The sequence below is a fragment of the Roseovarius sp. EC-HK134 genome, assembly GCF_902498815.1.
Taxonomy (GTDB): Bacteria; Pseudomonadota; Alphaproteobacteria; order Rhodobacterales; family Rhodobacteraceae; genus Roseovarius; species Roseovarius mucosus_A.
The window spans coordinates 354324-373703 of sequence record NZ_LR701544.1 but is presented as its reverse complement, the minus strand read 5'-3'; the positions used below and the strand labels follow the sequence as shown (position 1 = coordinate 373703).

Genomic DNA, 19380 nt, shown 5'->3' with positions numbered 1-19380 from the left:
TTGCCTGCTAGTAGTGGTTGCGCGGGTTGATCCCAAGCATCTCGCGCAGGTCGTTTTCGGTGATGTCGTCAGGGCTGTTCACGCCACCTACACCTGTGGTGCGGATCTCCTCGTGCCATGCACTTTGCGGCGACCCGTCCAGACCAGTGTAGTTCACGATTGCCGATCCGACATCGCCGCGCATCCCATGAGTGGCGTGGATCAGCTCATGGCCCAAAACCACGCCCGGATCCGGCGTCTCGTAGGACAATGTGCCGGTTGACGCGTCATATTCTGGCAACGCCGGCAGGTAGGATGGGTCATAGACAAGGTTGATATCACCCGGCGTGCTCGACGTGAAGGGCTGACCATCCGCCCGCGCCCCCCCAGCCGCATTGGCCTGAAAGCTGATTGTGGTGGTCTGCGGATCCTCCACGATCCGGCTGACAAGCTCTCGCCCGGTGTCAAAATTGGTCTCACCGGTAAAGAAGCTTTTGATGTCGAGCCAAAGCCCGTGCAGCCAGCTTTGGCTGATCTCGCCAGTCTCCATATCCACCCGCGCAGTGGGATCAACGCGTTGCAGACTTTCCTCGACCTGCCGCCTATAGGCCTCATCCCCCTGCACGATGCCTTCTAGCCCTGTGGGATCAATGAACGACATCGGGTTGTTGTTGGCATAGGCAAAGAGAGTGCAGGCGATGGTGTTGCCTACACAGCGCTCGGGGTCGCTAAGATAGAGCGGGTCAGGCGAGATGAAGCGCCCCAGCGCCGGATCGTAGTAGCGCGCCCCGTAGTAATAGAGCCCCGTCGCATCATCGAGATATTTGCCGGTAAAGCGGTGATGCGTCTTTTCACGCGGCTTCTCGTCGGCGACAGCCTCCTCATGGCTGGCCCAATCGGATGACAGAATTTGGGGCTGATGCTCTGTGCCATAGGCGCGGTAGAGCATCTGTTCGACCGGCACACCAGCACTTGTCATCACGTAATCCGAGGAATCCAGATGGTCCTTGAGATAGTAGAACCAGCGCCCCGTCCCGTGTTCCATCCGCACCAAGCGGGTAGAGCCGATATTGACAAAGCTCTCGTCCCCTTTCGGCCCGCGATGGAAAGTTTCGGTGGGAAAGAGGTAAAGCTCTGCGGCACCCGCATCGTCGAGCGGCACTACGTCCTTGTACGTTCTCCGCCCGGTTTGGTCGTAGCCAAAGAACACGTCATGTTCCAAGGTCTGCGCCCGGATCAGCCGCCCATAGGCATCGAAGACCGTTGCCGTTACCTTGGGGCTCGCGGCCAGCTGACCAAAGCCGTCAAAGCTGTAGGGCGCAGCAGAGGCACCAACTGGGATCAGGTCCGTATCGGCATCCGAGGGCGGCACCAATGTTTCCCCCGCAGCCATTTCGTCATTCCGCGAAAAGGCACCGGCATCGGTGTATTCAAACGCCGCGTCCTCGCCGTAGCGCAGGTACCGCACCAGTTGGTTGCGAAAGTCGTAGTGGAAAGTGCCCGACCGGTCGACATGGCCATGTGCGGGCGCAGGCCCAGCCGCCAGACGGTCCACGATCTCGGTGATCGAACCATTCCCGTTGAAGGTCATCGAGATGTCCTGCAACGCCGTGCCGTCACCTGTCCGCGTCACGATTTCTTCGAGAAAGAGCGTTTCGCGGTTATAGGTCAGCTCGGTCACGGCCCCAGCGCGGTAGGCAATCTGGTCAATCCGGCTTTCGGGGTTGTAGGTGATGTCCTCGATCACCGTTTCGGGCCCGCTGAAATCGGGATGGGTGATCGCAACCCGCCGCAGGTTCCGGTCTGGCCCGAGGGCAAAGTCATAGCCGAGACCACCCGGCCCCGTCGCCCGATTGATCCGCCCGTCGAGCGTCTGGTGAAAGCTTTCAGCAAACACCTCGCCCGCGATCTCGATCTCGTTCTGGACCATGCGGCCATTGGCATCCCAGCCAAAGCGCTGGATGCTGTCATGCCGCCCGTTAGGGTCGATGACCTCAATCCGGGTGTGTTTGCCCAGAGGCAGCGGGATCGGCGTTTCGAAGGCCGCCGCAACCTGCAACGTCTCGGTCACATCATAGGCGTATCGGATGCGGTCCTCGCCATTCACCGTCTCGAGCAGCTTGCGGTTCAGAAGGTCGTACTCAAAGGCGATCACATCGGTGGTGCCATCTTCGGCTATCCGCGCCTTGGACCATTGTCTGCCGCGCTCATCGTAGAAGTAGTAATGCGTACCCAGCCCCGGGATTTGCTGGAATTCCATATCCCCGACAGAGTTGAAACGGAACTGCCGCGGCGCCTCTTCGCCCGCGAGCCGGATTGCAGTCAGATAGCCAAAGCCGTCGCGGTCGAACCGGGTTACAAGCGAGGTGCCACTTGCATCGCCGATCATCACTGCGTGGACGCCAACATCATTGACCAGCCGGTGCTCTTCAACCGACATGGAGCCGCCGTGCTGGTCTTCGTAGGTGGTGATTGTCGTCATGCCCCAAGGCGCATAGCTCTGGGTGGAAAATTTGCCTGACGGATGCGTTTCCTCGATCATCCGGCCCAGCCCGTCATAGCGATAGGCATTGCCGTGACGGCGTTCGGGTTCCGGCACCTGACCCGAGGCAAAGGCTGCCTCAACATCCGGCACGGTTTCTGTCATGTAAGGTGTCCAGCGGAAGGTCAGCAGCTCATTGCGGTTGAACTCCGAGTACTTGAACATCCGAACACCGCCCTCAGCCACATCCTCCATCTCGGCCAGCTGATTGCCCCGTGCGTTGAACGCAGCCAACGAGCGCACGAATTCGCTTTCGCCCTCCGGCGTGTCGGCGGCGGAGGGGTAACGCCGCAGCGAGGTCAGGATCATGGATGGCGCGCCGTTCAGGCCAAAGCGGTAGGCATAGCGCTTTTCCGACCCATCCGCGCTTAGTTCGCGCAGCTTGCGGCCCAGCGCGTCGTAGTCGTAGTTGATTTCCATGCCCAGTGGCGTGGTTTGCCCAGACAACCGCCCGGCAATCCCATCATCATAGGCCATCGTGGTAACCTGATTGCGGCTGTCGTCTGAGCCGTGGAACTTGGTATGCGCCGTTGGCAAGGTGCCGGTTTCGTCAAAGGTCACGCTTTCGATTTTCGACAGATTGTCGGACATTTCCACGACGTTGCCGAACCTGTCATAGGCCATGTTCTTGAGCAGCGTATGGGTGGCGCTGTGCCAGTCGGCAATCTCTGGCGGAACATCTGCCAGACTGGAGAATACGTCGATCGCCCGCATTCCCAGCCGCCCCCCATTTTCCGGCAGGTAGGCAAAGCGTTCCCGCGACAGAAGGCGCGTGCCTGCCACGGTTCGCCGCGCCGATGCGGCGTTGACAATGCCAAGCGGTGCCAAAGTGGCGCGCGCCTCTGAGTAATCGGTTTCCGTCACCCGCGCATAACCGGGCATGACCTGGCCCTCTGGGCCGGTCAGTTCGACCACGGTTTCGGTTTCGCGGCCCGCATAGTTGAATTCGTCGAATTCCGCGAAGATGCGCGTCTTGACCGGGTTCACGCATTCCGTGTCGCTTGGCTCTTGCACGTGCTGTGGCCCCGCCGCAGCGGTCAGCCTTTCCTCGGTCTTGCGCAGCCAGCTGACATTGGCAATCCCAGTAGGCGCTGTCTGCCATGTATTGCTTTCACAGGACAGCATCGCGCCGGGCGTCGGCAATTTCTGGGCCCGTGTCGCGGTGGACAGCGAATGCAGCCCCGCCGCATTCGGATCGAGCGACGCGGACCCGGCAGCTGCAGCAAGCAGCACCGGATCGGCATCGACCGCGTAGGTCTGCCGGATACGCAGCTTGCCAGCAAGGTGAAGGTCGGCTGTCACATCGGCAAAGGCGTAATATTGCTCGAACGCGATCGAAGATTTCTGGGTATCTGCCCCGCCCACGAATTCGTCGCCATAGATGACGCGCTCGACCTCGGAAAAGCCGATGAAGCGGCGGTTGATCACGTCATAGAAGGGCTTGTGGTAGAAGTATTCCTCGACCTGCACATCACGCCGCGCCGCGTTTGCCACGCCTTCAGAGGTGACCATCTGTTTTGCCACCACCACCGGAAAGTGCAGCGTCGCGGTTTCGCGCCCCGCCGCGCGGTCGCGCAGCATCTCGTCAGTGGAGGTTGCATAGCGGATGTCGTGCCGCCGCCCGCTCTCGAAACTCACCACTGTCAGCAGGTTGGCCTTGACCAGTTGAATCTCTGTGGTGCGATTGAAATCAATCACCACGACCGGCGCAATCTCTGGTCCACTCGCCTGTTGGAACACGATGATTTCCGCCTGCCCGTCGGCATCCAGATCAGCCACGCGCGAGCGGAAGGAATTGGGCGCATTGCCCACCTGCACCCGAGCATTCAACGACAGCCGCAGGCTTTCATCCGCAAAAGAGCCATCGCCAAAGCCCAGCCAAATCTGAATCTCGTCGGTGCGGCTGCCCATCGAGGCAAAGTCGCGCACCCCATCGCCATTGGCATCCACGTACCACATCGACTGCACGTTGTCGGACGGGCTCATACCCCTTATCGCGGTGAACCGCCCTGCCCCGCATTTTGGGTCATTCAAGCGCATATCCCCCCAGAGCAGCGCACCCGCCTCGCGGCTGAAAATGTTGCCCTGGTTCTCGTAGATGCAAAACCCCTGATCAGCGACGTTGATCGTCACCAGATCGGGCAATCGATCACCGTTCACATCCGTCAGCCGGGTCGACTGGCGGCTCAAGAGGCCCCCATCTTGGCTGTCCATCGGCAGCACCTTGGACACCCGAGCGAAATTGATCGCATGGCCCCCGTCTGGCTGGCGTCGGGTAAGGTTGAGGTAAATCAGCGCCTCGGTCCGGCCATTGGCATCAAGCCGCGTCGCGACAATGTCGCTTAGACCATCAAGGTTCACATCCACAAAGCGGCCATTGCCGTCCGAGAACAGCGACGGTGAAATCCCGTCCAGCGGAATCGCCCGCCCGATATAGGGGAAATCCCCGACCGCGTTGCCGTTAAAGACATGCAGCAGACCGTCCTCGACCTCTAGAATATCGGCATAGGTGTCACCGGTGATGTCAGCGAAATGGAACCGGTTCTCAACCAGCCTCGGCGTGATCTCGCGCGTCAGGCCAGAGGCTGTCGTGCGCGTCAGCTTCAGTGGGATAGACGTCTCAAAGGCCGATTCCAGAGCCCCTTCACCCAAGTGCACCCGGGTCACTTCGGTGTCGCTGGTCTGCACCACGTCAAGCAGCGCATCCATGTTCAGATCGGCAAGTTCCAAGTTTTGCGGCGAAATATCCCCCGCAAAAGCCAGGTTTGGCGCGGGAAAGACAAGCTCCCGCTCGGCCAACTCTGCCGCCGTCCAGCTTGAATAGTCAAACCGCAGATCGGGGTAGCGCAGCGTATCATCGCCAAGCGCAGAGCCGCCGGTGTTGCCAAAGCGATAGACCGCGCGCAGCTGGTCTAGAACATTGACCGAATTGGGGTCGATCTCGCCCGCAAGGTCGGATTCGGCCATGGCCTGACAATCGGGATGGGTGCGCACGGTGAATTCGGTATTGTCATTCAGCGACCGGCCGATAAAGGCCATGCACCACTGGTCATAGACATCACCTGCGAAACTTGCCGTCACTTTGCCGTAGAGCTTGGGGTTCTGCTGGCGCACTCCGGCGATATGGCTGACAAGGCTGGCGCGCGTGTCGATCAGATCGAAATCATAACGGCTTTGCCCCCCGGCAAAGGCCACCCCGGTCAGGTAGGACCGTTCTCCGTGCTTTTCATATTCATAGCGCACTGCGTCACGGTTGGTGTTGACGCTCATCACCAGCGGCCAGCGGGTGATCGTGGGCTCGGCCGTTGCGAAATTGCCCTCGGCTACACCCTCGGCACCAGAGAAATACATCCGGCTGCCATCCGCCATGCGCAGCTCGAACCCGGCTGGGATCGTTATTACCTCTTGCTCACCGGTACGGTTCAGCACGACCACCTCGAACGGCATATCGTGGCGCACGAACACCATCTGTTCTTCGGCCACTTCCGGGCGATAGCTCGGCAAACCTTCTATCTCGCCCAGATAGACCAGCCGCGCGCCCTGAAAGCTCAGCCGGTGAAAGAAATCGCCATCCGGCTTCCTGCCCGGTATGGCGGTGCCGAAATCCTGGTTCACGATCACCGAAGACGCGGTAAAGGACCATCCCACGCCCAGCCCCGACCCGCTGTCCCCCGCGAACTGGTTGTAGCTCAGAAAGAGGCCCGGACCGAACTTGCCGCGCTGCGGCAGCTCTGGCAGCGGCAGCGAAAAGTTGGCCGACCCAGTGTTGGCGTTGAGCTGGAACGCCCCCTCCTCTTGGCTAACCGTGCCGCCCGCAGATGGCAGCTGGATCACCGAAGAGGCGGATTTGTCATCGGCGGCGAACCCGCCCACAGGTAGGACCGCGAGCATGGCGGCGACAGGAAACGCTGTGTAAAATCGTGTCATGACAAGGTCCTTTCGGTTGGGACGTAGGATCGACAATCAGGGGTTTGACGGTGTGATGATGATCGGCACCGGCTGTAAGAAGTCGCGTCGGATCACCACGTTGGGATCGACCAGATTCGAATTGAGAATGAATTGTGGCTCTCGCTGGCAGATCACCAAGATCGGAACAGTGTTCTGCAACCCGCAAACCGGGTTACCCTTGATGTAGGGGTTCTTGCTGAGCAACGGGGTGATCTGATTGAGTTGCGCGATCTTGTTGTCCCGCAAATCGAGAAAGGACAGCTGCGGCAGCCCGGAAATTCCGCTGGTCACGGTCAGGCGGTTCTTGCGCAGGTTGAGGCTTTTGAGTTTGGAATACCGGCTGACCGCGCTTGGGTTCGCGATCTGGTTTTCCGTCACATAGAGGTGTTCGAGATCCTGTGAAAAGACGATTGGAATGGTGCCAAGCTGGTTCTTGCTCAGGTTCAGGGTTTTGAGCTTGCGCAACTGCCGCATCGGCTGCACATCCCTGATGTTGTTGTCATACAGAAGCAGACTGGTCAGTTCCGGCATCCCGGCGATAGGAGCCACGTTGCTGATCTGCTTGGCATTGAGGTTCAACGATGTGACGCTGCGCGCCCATTCGTTGACGCCCCGGCAATTCTGGCTGCTCTGGCCCGCGCCCTCGGCCACCGCCATGATCGCGTCCACCGTACGCCTTGCATCGCCCAGCATCCCGATCTGAAACCTGTGCACGAGGCAATAGGTCAGCATCGAATTCATCACGACCGGCGCGTTCCACATCGTCGCGGTTTGCAGGCTTGGCAATTCGTCCAGAACGCGGATGTCGCGGACCTGGGTGTCGCGGAAATTGACGGATTGCAACTCTGGCATGTTGCGCAGAGCCCAAAGTTCAGCAATCGGGTTCGAAGAAATGTCGAGGTTCCGCAGCGCGCGCAGGTTGATCAGGCTGTCGTCATCCTCGAGCCCGGTATTCGAGGCATCGACAAATTGCAGCCGTTGCAGGAACCGCAGGTTGCTCACTTCGCCAACGGGGTTGTTGTCCAGCAGAACGTTCGTCGCGCTTTCAGCCACCCGGATGTAATCCAGCGTGGTCAGCCCGCGGTCGCGCAGGTTGATTGTCGACATGGTCTTTAGCCGGCTTTCTGATGACCTGCAGGTTTGCGTCTGTGATATGCTCAAAAGCGCGCCAACCTCAGTGCGATGCGCCTCACTCAGCGTTTCCGGTTCGTTGCGCAGGATGCAGGCCGACAGGTAGTCGCCGAAGGTCACCGGATTGCCCGCCATGCGCAGAGTGGTCAGCCGCTCCAGCGCGGCCAGGGGCCGCACATCGATGATCGCGTTATTCGATAAATCAAGCGTGATGATCTGCGTCAGCGCGGCCAGTGCCGAGACATCGGTGATCGTGTTGTCGGCAAGGTTCAACGATGTCAGATGGCTGAGGGTCGCGAGTGGTCCAAGCTCTGACAGGGTCTTGCCGGTGATCGTCAGCGCATTCGAGGAATTAAGTACGGTTGCCGCCCCCGAACAGGTGCTTTGCCCGGTGACTTCGATCATCGCGCGGATCGTGGCGCCGGTCTGGGTGGGCTCATCGCGCAACTGCACGCAAAAGGTGATGAAATCCGTGGGGCCACCGGTGGAGGCTGGATTGCCCGCGAGCTTGAATTCCACCTCGCTTCCAAAATTGGCCAGTTCGCTGAAATCGTCGATTTCGTTGTTGGAAAGGTCGAGTAACGTGAGCTGCGACAGACCAACCAGCACGCCGATGTCATCCGAGGTCAGCTCGTTTCGCGCCAAATCCAGCTCTGTCAGCTGGGTCAGAAATTGCAGAGGGGCGATGGTGTCCGGCACATTACCGGGCAAGGACAGTTGTTGCAGCAGCGGCAGCGACGAAATCGGCCGCAAGTCGCTGATAGTGTTTCCACCCAGATCAAGCGAGGTTAGGTTCACCAAGGTGGCCAGTGCGGCCACATTGGCAATCCGGTTGTCGCTGAGATCCAGGAACTGCAACGCGGTCAGCCCTGCCAGTGGCGAGACATCCGAAATCTGGTTGCCCGCAAGCGACAGCGAGTTCAGATGCGACAGTGTCGCCAGCGGTGCCAGCGACTGCGCTCCGCTATTGTCGAGGTTGCGGCTTGTCACCGCGGTGAGGAAGTCCTGTGCCTGCCTGCAGGCCACCGTATTGCCCAGTGCGCCCGGCCCGCCCGGGGTGCCATTGAGGATCGCGCGCATTGTCGCTTCCTCTTCCGGCGTCAGGTCTCCTTTGGTGCACCAAGCGGCAAAGGTCTGGGGCGCCGTTTCGATGGGGGCGGCCCCCGGGCGGCACGCAATCTCGTGGATCCGGCCTGCGAAAAACAGGGTGGGGTCGCCCGGAGTGGCATTGGAAAGGTCAAGATTCAGTGCCTCTACCAAGGCCGCACAGCCGGGGATATAGATCCGGTCATGGGCCGCCTCACTGCCGATATCAGCCTTGAATTGCAGGTAATGGATCAGCCCCTGCGACGTGTTCGCGGCAAAGACCGTGATCGGGTAATTCTCTGAGCTTGGGCAAAGTAGCGGGTTCTCCGCCGGGGCCGCATCAACGATGCTCTGATCGGTCGGATCAATGATCTGACTGGACGGGATCAGGAACCCCAACGCGGCAATCATCGTCTCTTCGTCGGACTGGCTTTCGCAGCGCACCCGATATCCCCGGCCTTCAGAAATCACCACCGGGTAATGCAGCCGGTCGCCCAAAATGTCAGTGACCAGCACCACGCTGACCTCTTGCGCCTTTGCGGGAAGGGCCAGCGCCAAAACGAGAAATAGAGGGGCAAGAAAGCGAAGCGTCATGGGTCTAATCCCTTCATTTTATTCAAGTATCTGGACGGTTCCCGCCCCGCAGGAGGGCCGGGTGTTATCCGCGGTCAGATTGTTACCGGGCAGGGTGAAGATGGCGGCGCTGCCTGCAGTCCAAAATGTGCCAACACAGGCAAATCCCTGCGCGGTCGATTGCATCAGCTGCGCCTCTGAAGCGCCGCGAAACTGCAGCGCTGTAGATGACCCGCTTTGCGCATCGGTGCTGACCAGCCGCAGGTTCGTGGCGTCGAGGGTCGCGTTGAAAAGCGACGCGCCCACCCGGCCAGTCAGCGTTACATTGCTCAGGATCATTTCCGCCCCGGCAGAGGCTGAAATCGCATACCGCGCCGATCCGAGCGTTGTGGGTGCCCCCGGCGCCCCACTGATCGCCAGCCGACTGTTGGACCCTTGCACCGCGATGGTGCCTGCCTGAACCCGCGTCGCCCGCGCATAATATGCGCCAGAACAGAGTGAAATGCCCCGTTCCGGCGGCAGCCCGGCATCGCCATCGGCCACCATAATCACCCCATCGGTGACCAGAGTGCCGCCATCGGAATGCAGCCCGATCGCCTCTTGCGGCACCTCTTCCAGACGCCGCCGAAGAGTTACGTCGCGCAGCATCAGCCTGAGATCGCCTCGGCTATGGATCATCACGCGGGGCGAGGACAAAAGACAGGGCGACGCCGCGCCAGAGGCACCTGCGGGAACCGTCAATATGGCCCGTTCAAGCCCGGGCATCGGGACAATCTCGACCTCAGCAAAGCCCCGCTCTGCGTCGATCATGAGCGGCGCTGTTGCTGTCACGGCCTCAGGCAGATGCACGATGAGTCGCGTCTTGCCAGCGCAGGAACCGCTGGCATGGAAGACTTCCGGCACCAGCGGCAGGCCCGGCCCGATCACCCTTATGCAGGTCGCCGCACGCGCCGCGTTACAACGCATCGCCGCCGCTTGGCCGGCCCCCAAGTGCGCCGCCCGAGCCATGGATTTCCAATCGCCCTCGCCCGGCACGATGCCCAAGGCACTGGCCACCGCCGCACAGCCCTGTAGCCAGAGCGCCCGCCCGTCAGCAAAACGCAGACCCGACAGGTCCCGCCCCAGAATATCGAGCGCGGCAGGCGTCTGTTCCACGCCCTCAAAGCTCAGCGCAACGTCGATCCCCGGCAGGGCAAAGAAACCATGGCTGTGATCATATCCATCGCAATTCCGCGTGCAGATGTCAGCAAAGAGCGCCGATTGCACCGCCTCCAGTTCCTCGAAACCCAAGGGCGACACCACGTCCTCCTCGGGTACGGCAAAGAGCATACGCAATGCGGCCTTTGCGGCCTCCAGTCTTGCGCCACCTTCAAGGAACAGGGGCGCAATCTCGACCCCGTCGAGCCGCCGGATCGGCAGATATCCCCGTCCCTCGCCCATCGGAGCGCTGGCAATCAAGAGCGTATCGGGCAGCCCCGCCTCGCTCATGAAAAGCTCTGCACTATGCAAGGTCCAGCCCTCTGCACCGCTGTCGGCATCGGGGATCACCGGGCCCTGCGCCTCCGCCCCGGGCCCGCAATTGATTGTCAAACGAAGCTCCAGCGGATCAGGCTGGCCAAAGCCCTGAAACCCCGCACCTTGCGCGCGTTCGCGAATGCTCAAGGCGGTCTTGATCGCCTCGCATTTCGCATCCACCGCGTAGAACCCCGCCCCGTTCGGCGCGGCCAGCAGATACCGCCCGTTTGCCGTCAGATCGGCCCAAATCGGCACGCTACCGGGCCATGCGGCCTCGGCCAAAGGTGGCGGGTTGCAGGGAATAGCGGGATGTGCGCCAAGTGCCGCGCTGTCCGTCAGATCGACCTGCGTTCGGTCTGAAATGGGCCGGTCATTCGGCATCTCGATCAGCGCCCTCACTGCGCCCTCGCTTGCGCAACCTGCAAGTTCCACCGCCTGACCGCCAAAAAGCGCCACGTAAACATCCACATTGTCGTCGGTCACATACCGCGCCAGCGCGGGTTCCTCTGCCCGCGCGGCACCTGCCGCAAGGCAGATCAGCGAGATGAGCACCCCCCTCCTCATGGCATCTGGCCCATACAGGTCAGCGCCGTCGCGGGCGAGAGGCCCACCGTCAGGAACACATCATCAATCCCCGCAGCGCGGCAGAAATCGGCAACTCCGATTCTCTGCTCGCCGTCAAAGTTCACCTGCAAATCGCCACCCTTCATCTGCCCCTGCGCATTCAGGCAGATCGGGTTATTGGTCAGAGCGGGCTGGCGGCAGACATGCTGCGTCGCGATCATCCGACGGCGGCTGGCAAGTTCGCAGAAATACACCCGGCAAAGCTGGCCGATCAGCGCCCGGTGCTCTGCCTCGGACTGCACCACCGCGCGCACATCATCCACCAGTTTGCCCGCCCGGGCCGCATAGTCATCGGTCTCGACGCGGGCCAGCTCCTCTGTCAGTTCCACGCCCCGTTCCACGATCTTTGGCAACAGGTTGACGTTGTCGCTGGTCATGAAGAGCCCTTCTTTCCAGCGGTTGAACTCGTCGAGGATGGCCGTCGCCCGCAGGATGCTTTCGCGGTAATTCTCGTAAATCGGCGTCATCTTGGCATCGCGCTCTGTCTCGTAAGCGCTGTGGTAGGCGGTATATTCCGCGTTCACTGCGGCTGCGCCGTCCTTGAGACCCTGGATCGACGCGCCCGCCATAGCGAGCACGCCCTCTGCACGCTCGCGCTTGCGTTGGAACATGGCCGTGATGGGGCTTTCAACGCCGGTGAAATAGGTCTGGACGACAGCGTCGGTGGCTTCGTCGACAAAAACGTTCAGCTCGGTTTCGGTGATATTGGTGATCAGCCCACATTCCGCGTCGAACCCGGGGGCAAGGACACCGGAATAACACGAAGCCATTTCGCCCAGCCGCGTGTCGAGCGTATTCGGCACGCCCAGGTCCTCGGCATAGTCAAAGAGGGCAAAGTCCCACCGGATGGCGTTCAGCTCTGCCTGACTCTGCATCCTCGCGGCGCAGAAATTGTCCCGCGCGGTCAGGTCAGCATTGCCTGATCCACGAAAAGTCTCGAGGTGGCGTTCTGCAGTCGCGCAGTGCCCCAGCCCGGTCAGGAACCCCGCCAGTTGCTGATGCACCACCGGAAGCCCCTGCACCTGCGCCCGGTTGAGGAGTTTCAAGACACGGTCCAGCTGTTCGGCCGAACGGGCGGGCTGATGGAACTGGCAGACGCCTTTTTCAAACGCCTCGATCCGCACATCGTCAAACGCAGGGCCCTCGCAGTTCGGCGCGCGGATGACGGCGCGTTCGATCACGTAACCTTCGATAGAATTGCGCGCCGTATCCCGTGCCTCGGCACCTGGGGCCGCGATCAAAACGGCCAGCGCCGTCAGAAAGACAAATCGGCTCATGGCGTGCTCGCAAACAGGAAGAGAAGGGTGAAAACCGCGCCTTCAAACGGGCAATCGGATGGGTTCACGGCCAGCTTGTAGGTTCCGTAAACCGGCGCGCCGAGGAATGGCAGAATCGCGTCCTGATCGTTGGGCGGCCCGGGCATGCGGGGGAATTTCCGCGCCGCAAAGCGGTTGAACTGCCAATAGCTCAGTACCCGGTTCAGATCGGCCTCGTTTGCGGCCATATTGTAGAAGGTGTGCTGCCCACCCCTGCTCGGCCCGATGATCCGTTCCGGCACCGTCACTGGCGATCCTTCGGCCAGCGGCCGGAACACCGTGCCGGACCCAAGATGGCTCAGCGTGTAGGTATTCCACTGGGCCCCAGTGCAGGTGTACTGCGCCCCGATCAGCACATCGATCAGCGTCATCGTTTTGCGCTCGCGAAACTTTTCGTCCCAGATGACAAAGAACCCGGCCTCGCGCATCGCGTCGTCACTGCCCGCGAAGGGCGAGATTTCAAAGGTCACTTCCTCGTCGAGCGCCAGTTTCTTGATGAAGCCCGATTGCGACGGCACCACCACGCGCGCCACCTCGATTGGAATTTCGGTTTCGTCAAAGAACCTCTGCCCCTCGATTTCCGAGACCAGCGCCGTCAATTGCGCCGCATCCTTGACGTAGGTCAGCGGATAATCATCGCGCCGGCCGGTGATGCCCAACACCAGGGAATACCGTTGCCGCATCAGGTGCAGCAGCCGGTTCGCCGTGGTCAGGCTGGTGCGTTTGGCCGAAATGTAATCCGGGATCCCGCGCAAAAGCTCGCTTAGTGTTTCTTGACTCGCGATGAAAAGCTGCCGCCGCTCGTCCGGGTCGTCGATCTCACTGGCAAGGTTGACCATCTCCTCGCGCTGCGCGGCCACCTGCACCAGCATATCCGCCTGCACCTGCTCGATCTGCGTCTTGAGCTCTGCCCGCTGGCCCACCAGCTCGATGGAGCCTTCAAGCGCGCTCACCAATTGCTCGGTATTGCCCTCTTCGCCACGAATGCGCGCCTCGACAAAGGCCAGTTCCGAGTTGGAAATCGCCAACTGCTGATCGGCCTGTCTTTGCCGCAGCTCGTCAATCACGGTGGTCACTTGCTGGCTTTCCTCGGCCAACCCTTCGACCGTTGCGCGGGTCATCTCGATCCGCTCGATCCGTCCCTGAGCAGCGTCCACCAGCGCGCCAAGCTGCGCGTTATCCTCGGTCAGCTGCGCCTCGTTCAGCGCCAGCTTTTCAAGCTCAAGCTGCAGGATGGCGATCTCGTTGAAATACCGCTCGATGAGCCCTTCTTGCTGCAACCGATCAAAATCCAGAAGCGCGTTTTCCTCTGCCTGCAACTCCATCGTCGCCAACATCCGGGTGTGCTGCGCCTTGAGCCTTGCGACCTGTTCATCAATGCCAAGCTGCGCGTTGTCGCAATCCACCGCAGCCATCGATCCCTGCAGCTCAAGCTCTTTAATCGCCTGCAGCCCCTCGGCCCGTTTCCCGGCCAACTGGAAATGCGCCCGATGAAGCGCCAGCGCCTTGACCGCTTTCTCGAAATCAATCCGCTCATTGGCCTCGCGGATATTGGCCAGCTGCGTGGCAAAGGCACGGACCTGACTTTCGGTCTGGATGTTGATCTTGCCGAATGCCAGCGCGGTATTGAGTGCCACGCGCGCCGCTTCCATCACCGCATAGGCGGGCTTGTCCACCGTGATCGTGGTGTAGACGCCGCTTGCCATACCCGCAGCGGCAACCGTGGTTTCCGGCACCGCAGCCAGCGCCGCATAGGCACCCTGCACGACGGCCAACCCAGTCTGCAGACCCAAAATTGTGTTCTGAAAATCACTCGCCCAGCCCGTCACGAAATCAAGCTGCTCATTCACCTTGTCGCGCTGCTGTTCCAGCCCGACCCGCTGCTTCTCCAACAGCGCCTTTTCCGCGTCATAGATGCCCTTGGCAAAATCCACCTCGGTTTGCGAAAAGCCGTTGCAAGAGACGGCGCCCAGTTCATCCTCAAGGCTCAGCCCGCTGTCGATCAGGGTCGAGGCCTCGGCCATCGGCTCAAGCTCGGCCAGTTCCACAGGGTCGCCGATCACACATTTCAGTATGAAGGCTCGGCCAAGGATTCTTGCATCGTTCAGCTTGGCGCGCAGTCCCGGCTCGCTGTCAGTGCCGCACATCGTGTCTTGGTATTCCACACGAGTGAAAGATGGGCTGACCACGTCGCAGGGTTCCTCGCCCGGCAGAGCGGGGGCAAAAGGCGTGTCCAGCGTCTCGCCGATAAGGGCAAGCTGGTTTTCAACGCCGCAAATGTCCTCTCGGATCACATTCCGCCGCAGCGCGTGCACGTCCACCTGTGTTACGTCGATCCGGTCGATCCGCTGCTTTGCGCCCTCGATGGAACTCTGAGCATCGACAATCCGCGTTTCCAGAATCGCCCGCTGCCGCACCAGCGTTTCCAACTGCGTCCGATTGCGCGCCAGTTGCCGGTCATATTCCCCAATCTGGCTTTCCAGCGACGATACCTGCAGATCAAGGTTCATCCGCGTCATCTCGAAACTCAGCAGCCAACGTAGTTCCGCTCGCCGCTCGATCTCTGCTTCCTTGGTAATCGCGATAAGGTCGAGCGCCTGGCGTTCCTGCAATTGCTGGCGGCGGTTCTCGAATTCCGCGATCTTGGTGGACAGCGCGATCTCGAGATTTCTGATCTGTTGCCGTCGGCTGAAGGTGTCTAGCTCTGCGTCCAGCGCACTTATCTCTTGCTGCACTTCGCCGGTCAGGATCTGCGCCTCGGTTTCCAGTTTGCCGATCTGATGCGCGAGAAGATTGATCTTTTGCCCCCGCACCACGCGGCGCTCATCAATGGCGCGTGTCGCCTGCCCCTCGGACGCCGCCGACCATTCGCGCACAATGGCCTCCATCCGCGCCTCGACCGCCTCCAGATCGCGTTTTGTCCGGTCGAGCGCCTGTTGCAGTTCCTCGAAGGGGATCGTGGTGAACGCCACCGGATCGATATTGAGAAAGATCATCCCCCGTCTCAGGCTCTCCATTCTTGCCTGCAACTCGCCTTCGAGGATCGTGAGATCAGCACGCAGATCATCATAGGTCTGTTCTGCCGGGATGTCGGTCTTGGTCTCGATCAGGGTCCAGAGCGCGAACTCATATTGCGTGTGCGCTTTGTGCAGGTTTGGCTGATCTTCCAGCGCGGCACCCGGGATCACCTCTAACGCCTCGCTGACGGCAAAACCCAACGATTTGACGCGCGCCTCACTCATCGTCTGATACCAGGTGTCGCCCACAGTCATGCGCAGCCTGATCTTGACGCTGCTCAGCCCCACAAGCTGCCGTGTATAGGTGCGAAACGCATCATCTGCCTCGGCGCTTCCTTGTTGCCGGGCAAGCAGTTTCAGCCCCCGTTCGGCCACCGCAATCCCGTCTTCTGCATGTTGTTGCGCGCTCTGCGGCGACAGCAGCGTGCTGTCGCGGCTCAGAACACCTGCGGTGGAGAGAAATGGCAGGTCAGAGGCCAGAAAGAGCCGGTAGCGCGCCAGTTGCAGATGGCAGTCAAAGCCACAGACCTGCGCCAGCCGCCCGCCTGGATCGGACCCGCAGCTATCAAGATAGGATTCCAACTCTGGCGCTACGTCCGACATGTATTTCAGGTCGCCCCGGAACGTGGCGATCTGCAGCAACGTGACCAGCTCGGCGGCGTGCAACTGCGCCTCCTCCGCCGACACGTCGAGGCATTGCTGCGCCTCTGCCCCCCGCCCCGGCAGGGCGGCGGCAAGAGCCAGCACAAGGATCAAGGAAAAGTGCCGGATCATTGCAATTCCTCCAGCAAATTGGCGCTGATCTGGCCGACATGGCGGGCCAGTTCGGCCATCAATTCTGTCTCAAGACTTGGGGAGGTGCCCGCCTCTACCAGCGCCCGTGCGCGCGCGAGGCAGGCGACGTAGGGTCCTTCGATTTCGCTCGACAGGACAAAGGAGTCGCGGTTCATATCCAGCCCATCATAGACCGACCCAAGCCCCCGGCATTCCGCCAGCCCGTCATCTGGCAGCAGTTCGGCCAGCGCCGCCAGCTCTGTCAGCACCCCGTCCATGAGTGCCACCATCGCAACCATCTGACCCTGTGCCGCTTGGTATTCCGACATCTCACCCGGCTGGTTCAACGCGGAAAGATCCACTGCTTCCAGCTCTGCAATGGTCTTTTCAGCCTTCAGCTGGTCGTTCTGCACCAAACGGATATTCGCTGCCGCATTGCCGAAAACGCGCTCCAATTCGAGGATCTCCGCTGTCAGGATCTCTACGTCCATCGCGGTGACGAGGCTTTGGAATTCTTCCGCTGCCGCGTTGAGCAGTGTCAGGCTGTCCTCTACCTTTGCCCGCGCCTCCAGCGCGATCCGCTCCCTTACCCGGACCTCGATCAGCCGCACGGTTTCGGCCCGCCCCCGCACCGGCTCGAACGCGCAGACCAGATCGGAGAGCGCCGATCCCCCCAGCCGCTCCGCCGCCGCTGCTTTCAACGGTTGCAGCGCGGCCCAGCCCTCAGCCGGTGTAATCTCCACGCTCGTCTCAAGCGCGCTGTCCTCAAGCGCCGCCATGCGCGTAAGCCTTGTGCATTTCTCCGTCAGGTCCGGCGCTGCAAAGTAAAGCCGCGCGGTGATCAGATAGGCCTCGAGCGCCGCAGCCTTTTGCCTCGCGGCCAGCGCCGCGACCATCTCTGACGGGTCTTCTTGATCCTCGGCGTAGTAACCCACACGCGTCAGGTAAAGCTCTGCCCAGGCCAGCCGCCGCATCAGCGGCCCGGCCTCTTCCTCGGTTAGGGGGATGACCGGAAAGGCCAGTCTGGCCCCTTGGCCATCCGTGCCGGGGGCGGTCTCTCCTACCACTTCGCCGATGATCGGCACGCCGAAATCAACTGCCGGCTCGCGCACCGGTTCAGGCACAGCTGCCACAATTTCGAACATCTCGAACGCGGCAAGGTCAGGCGCTTCGCTACCCAACGTTGCCCGCCAGAATCCGTCGAGCTTGCTGATGCCATAGGCACGGTCCAGCACCGCGTTCTGCGCCTCTGCTGGCCCCGACAGGCATATCACGAGCGTGATCCACAAGAGCTGTCTCATCGGCAGTACCACACGCGTTCCGCGGCATTAGGCAGCGCGCAGTTGCCATTCGCATCCCCCAGCGACCGCCAATCCAGCCGAATATCCGACAGCGCCTCGCGCGCCGCATTGGCCGGGCTGTCCGCGCCCAAAACGCCCTCAAGCTGCGGGAACGGCCGTGCCGGATCGGTCGGCATCAGCACGCCGATCATATTGATATGAAACGCCGATTCCTTTAGGAACCCCTGCGCCTTGCGGACCGTCTCGGTCCTGACCTCGGCGTAATCCGCAGGCCTGAAACCCCCAAGCGCCACCCGAAAGGCATCCTCACGGTTTTCCACGCGGCGCAGCCTTGCGCGGCCATCAGCCAGGAGCTGATCCAGTACCACGCTATCTACGCGCAGCGCCGCACCTTCGCCCGACACACCGCCGAACACCTCATCGAAAAGGCCGCGCACACTGCCCAGCACCCGGCCCGCCGCCTCGATCTCGATCCGGCGCAGCGCGATCCCTGTCTCAAGATCCGAGGCTTGGGAGACGAAGGTCCGCAGCGCGATGTTGAGCGTGCCCATCACATCGGCCACCGCATCGGGCGGCGTCAGGAAAATAGCCCTCGCAAACTGCGTCGCCTCTGCCGCTGCGATGGCCTGCACCCTTGCCCGGGTCAGCGCGCTTTCCGGACAGCCGCCCACCTGGTCTAGCTCGCCAAGCATCTGCGTTGCCTGATAGATCTGGCGCATCTGCGCCAAGGTCCCGAAACTTGCGCTTTGCCGGAACTCTGTGTCCACCGTACCGAGGTAATCGCGCAGCCATTCACGCCCTTTCACGACGGCCCGACATTGGAGCCCCGTCGCCCTTGCCCGTACGTGATTACCGAAATACGCGGCACCAAGCGCGAATTTCTGGTCCAGCGTCGGGGCCACATCCTCGGCAAAGAGCGTTGCGATGATAGTGTCGTATTCTCCGCAGGCCAGCACCCGTTCGAGGCAGAGTTGATCCTGCTGGAGATCACATGCGGTGATCGTCGGCCCGCAAAAAGACTGCGCCGCCACCCGCTCTGGCCCCATTGTGGTCAGCATCATCGCGGGAAGCACCAACATCGCGCAAACGGCCCTTCTGGCCGTCAGTCTCTGCATCATTTTTTGTGACATCGACCCCGTGCCCGCATCCGGCATGGGACTGCAAAATTCACACTGTCAAAGTAAGAGGTTCATTGTGAAAGCGCAGTTTCCCAAAAAAACCGGAAGTCATCAAAAAAATCGTATCAACCTAGGATAGTATTTGACCTCGATTCGCACAAGCTAAAGAAGTGTTATATGCGGGCACGCTCCACTCAGAGATGATTCGTGCCAAACGCGAGCTGTACCCGTGGACCGAGCGCGTGACGCCGAAACGAGATAATCACGGTTATCTTTCAGACGCTTAAATTCGTCGCGTTGCCCCTAATCTGTTCCGCCTCAGTTTGTGTGTCGGGACTATTCTGAAACTGGAAAGTTCAGGAGGGATCGTCGTGAACCGAAAGAGACCCTGTTCACCCGGAAACGATGTTTCGCTTAAGCGCGTGAAGCGACGGCATACCGAGGTGGATTTTATCC

The 19380-nt window shown here is 60.9% G+C and carries 7 protein-coding genes; all 7 read right to left on the bottom strand.

The features are described 5' to 3' along the window. Positions 1 to 7: 7 nt before the first annotated feature. From GC127_RS05730 to GC127_RS05700, 7 genes are read right to left on the bottom strand one after another with little or no spacing between them, the layout of a single operon-like run. Positions 8 to 6448 carry an RHS repeat-associated core domain-containing protein gene (locus GC127_RS05730; RefSeq protein ID WP_254700013.1) on the bottom strand — a complete coding sequence of 2147 codons (6441 nt, stop codon included), beginning with the start codon at positions 6446 to 6448 and terminating at the stop codon, positions 8 to 10. 36 nt (positions 6449 to 6484) lie between these two features. Next, on the bottom strand, positions 6485 to 9280 hold the full coding sequence (locus GC127_RS05725; protein ID WP_151976966.1) for a leucine-rich repeat domain-containing protein: 2796 nt from the start codon (positions 9278 to 9280) through the stop codon (positions 6485 to 6487). Positions 9281 to 9298: 18 nt separating this feature from the next. Beyond that, complete coding sequence (locus GC127_RS05720; protein WP_151976964.1) at positions 9299 to 11338, bottom strand: hypothetical protein; 2040 nt, start codon at positions 11336 to 11338, stop codon at positions 9299 to 9301. Then, positions 11335 to 12675, bottom strand: a complete 1341-nt coding sequence (locus GC127_RS05715) for a hypothetical protein (protein ID WP_151976962.1) — start codon at positions 12673 to 12675, stop codon at positions 11335 to 11337. Before GC127_RS05715 ends, GC127_RS05720 begins: the two co-directional genes overlap by 4 nt. Beyond that, on the bottom strand, positions 12672 to 16505 hold the full coding sequence (locus GC127_RS05710; protein WP_151976960.1) for a hypothetical protein: 3834 nt from the start codon (positions 16503 to 16505) through the stop codon (positions 12672 to 12674). Before GC127_RS05710 ends, GC127_RS05715 begins: the two co-directional genes overlap by 4 nt. Then, positions 16502 to 17806, bottom strand: a complete 1305-nt coding sequence (locus GC127_RS05705) for a hypothetical protein (protein ID WP_151976958.1) — start codon at positions 17804 to 17806, stop codon at positions 16502 to 16504. The genes GC127_RS05710 and GC127_RS05705 overlap by 4 nt, the downstream gene beginning before the upstream one ends. Next, positions 17803 to 18885: a hypothetical protein gene (locus GC127_RS05700; protein WP_254700011.1), complete on the bottom strand. Its 1083-nt coding sequence runs from the start codon at positions 18883 to 18885 to the stop codon at positions 17803 to 17805. Before GC127_RS05700 ends, GC127_RS05705 begins: the two co-directional genes overlap by 4 nt. Positions 18886 to 19380 lie beyond the last annotated feature (495 nt).

Excerpts from the sequence above, each read along its gene's own strand:
- GC127_RS05715 (WP_151976962.1), bottom strand. The coding sequence starts at position 12,675 with ATGAGCCGATTTGTCTTTCTGACGGCGCTGGCCGTTTTGATCGCGGCC.
- GC127_RS05725 (WP_151976966.1), bottom strand. The coding sequence starts at position 9,280 with ATGACGCTTCGCTTTCTTGCCCCTCTATTTCTCGTTTTGGCGCTGGCC.
- GC127_RS05710 (WP_151976960.1), bottom strand. The coding sequence starts at position 16,505 with ATGATCCGGCACTTTTCCTTGATCCTTGTGCTGGCTCTTGCCGCCGCC.
- GC127_RS05730 (WP_254700013.1), bottom strand. The coding sequence starts at position 6,448 with ATGACACGATTTTACACAGCGTTTCCTGTCGCCGCCATGCTCGCGGTC.
- GC127_RS05720 (WP_151976964.1), bottom strand. The coding sequence starts at position 11,338 with ATGAGGAGGGGGGTGCTCATCTCGCTGATCTGCCTTGCGGCAGGTGCC.
- GC127_RS05705 (WP_151976958.1), bottom strand. The coding sequence starts at position 17,806 with ATGAGACAGCTCTTGTGGATCACGCTCGTGATATGCCTGTCGGGGCCA.
- GC127_RS05700 (WP_254700011.1), bottom strand. The coding sequence starts at position 18,885 with ATGTTGGTGCTTCCCGCGATGATGCTGACCACAATGGGGCCAGAGCGG.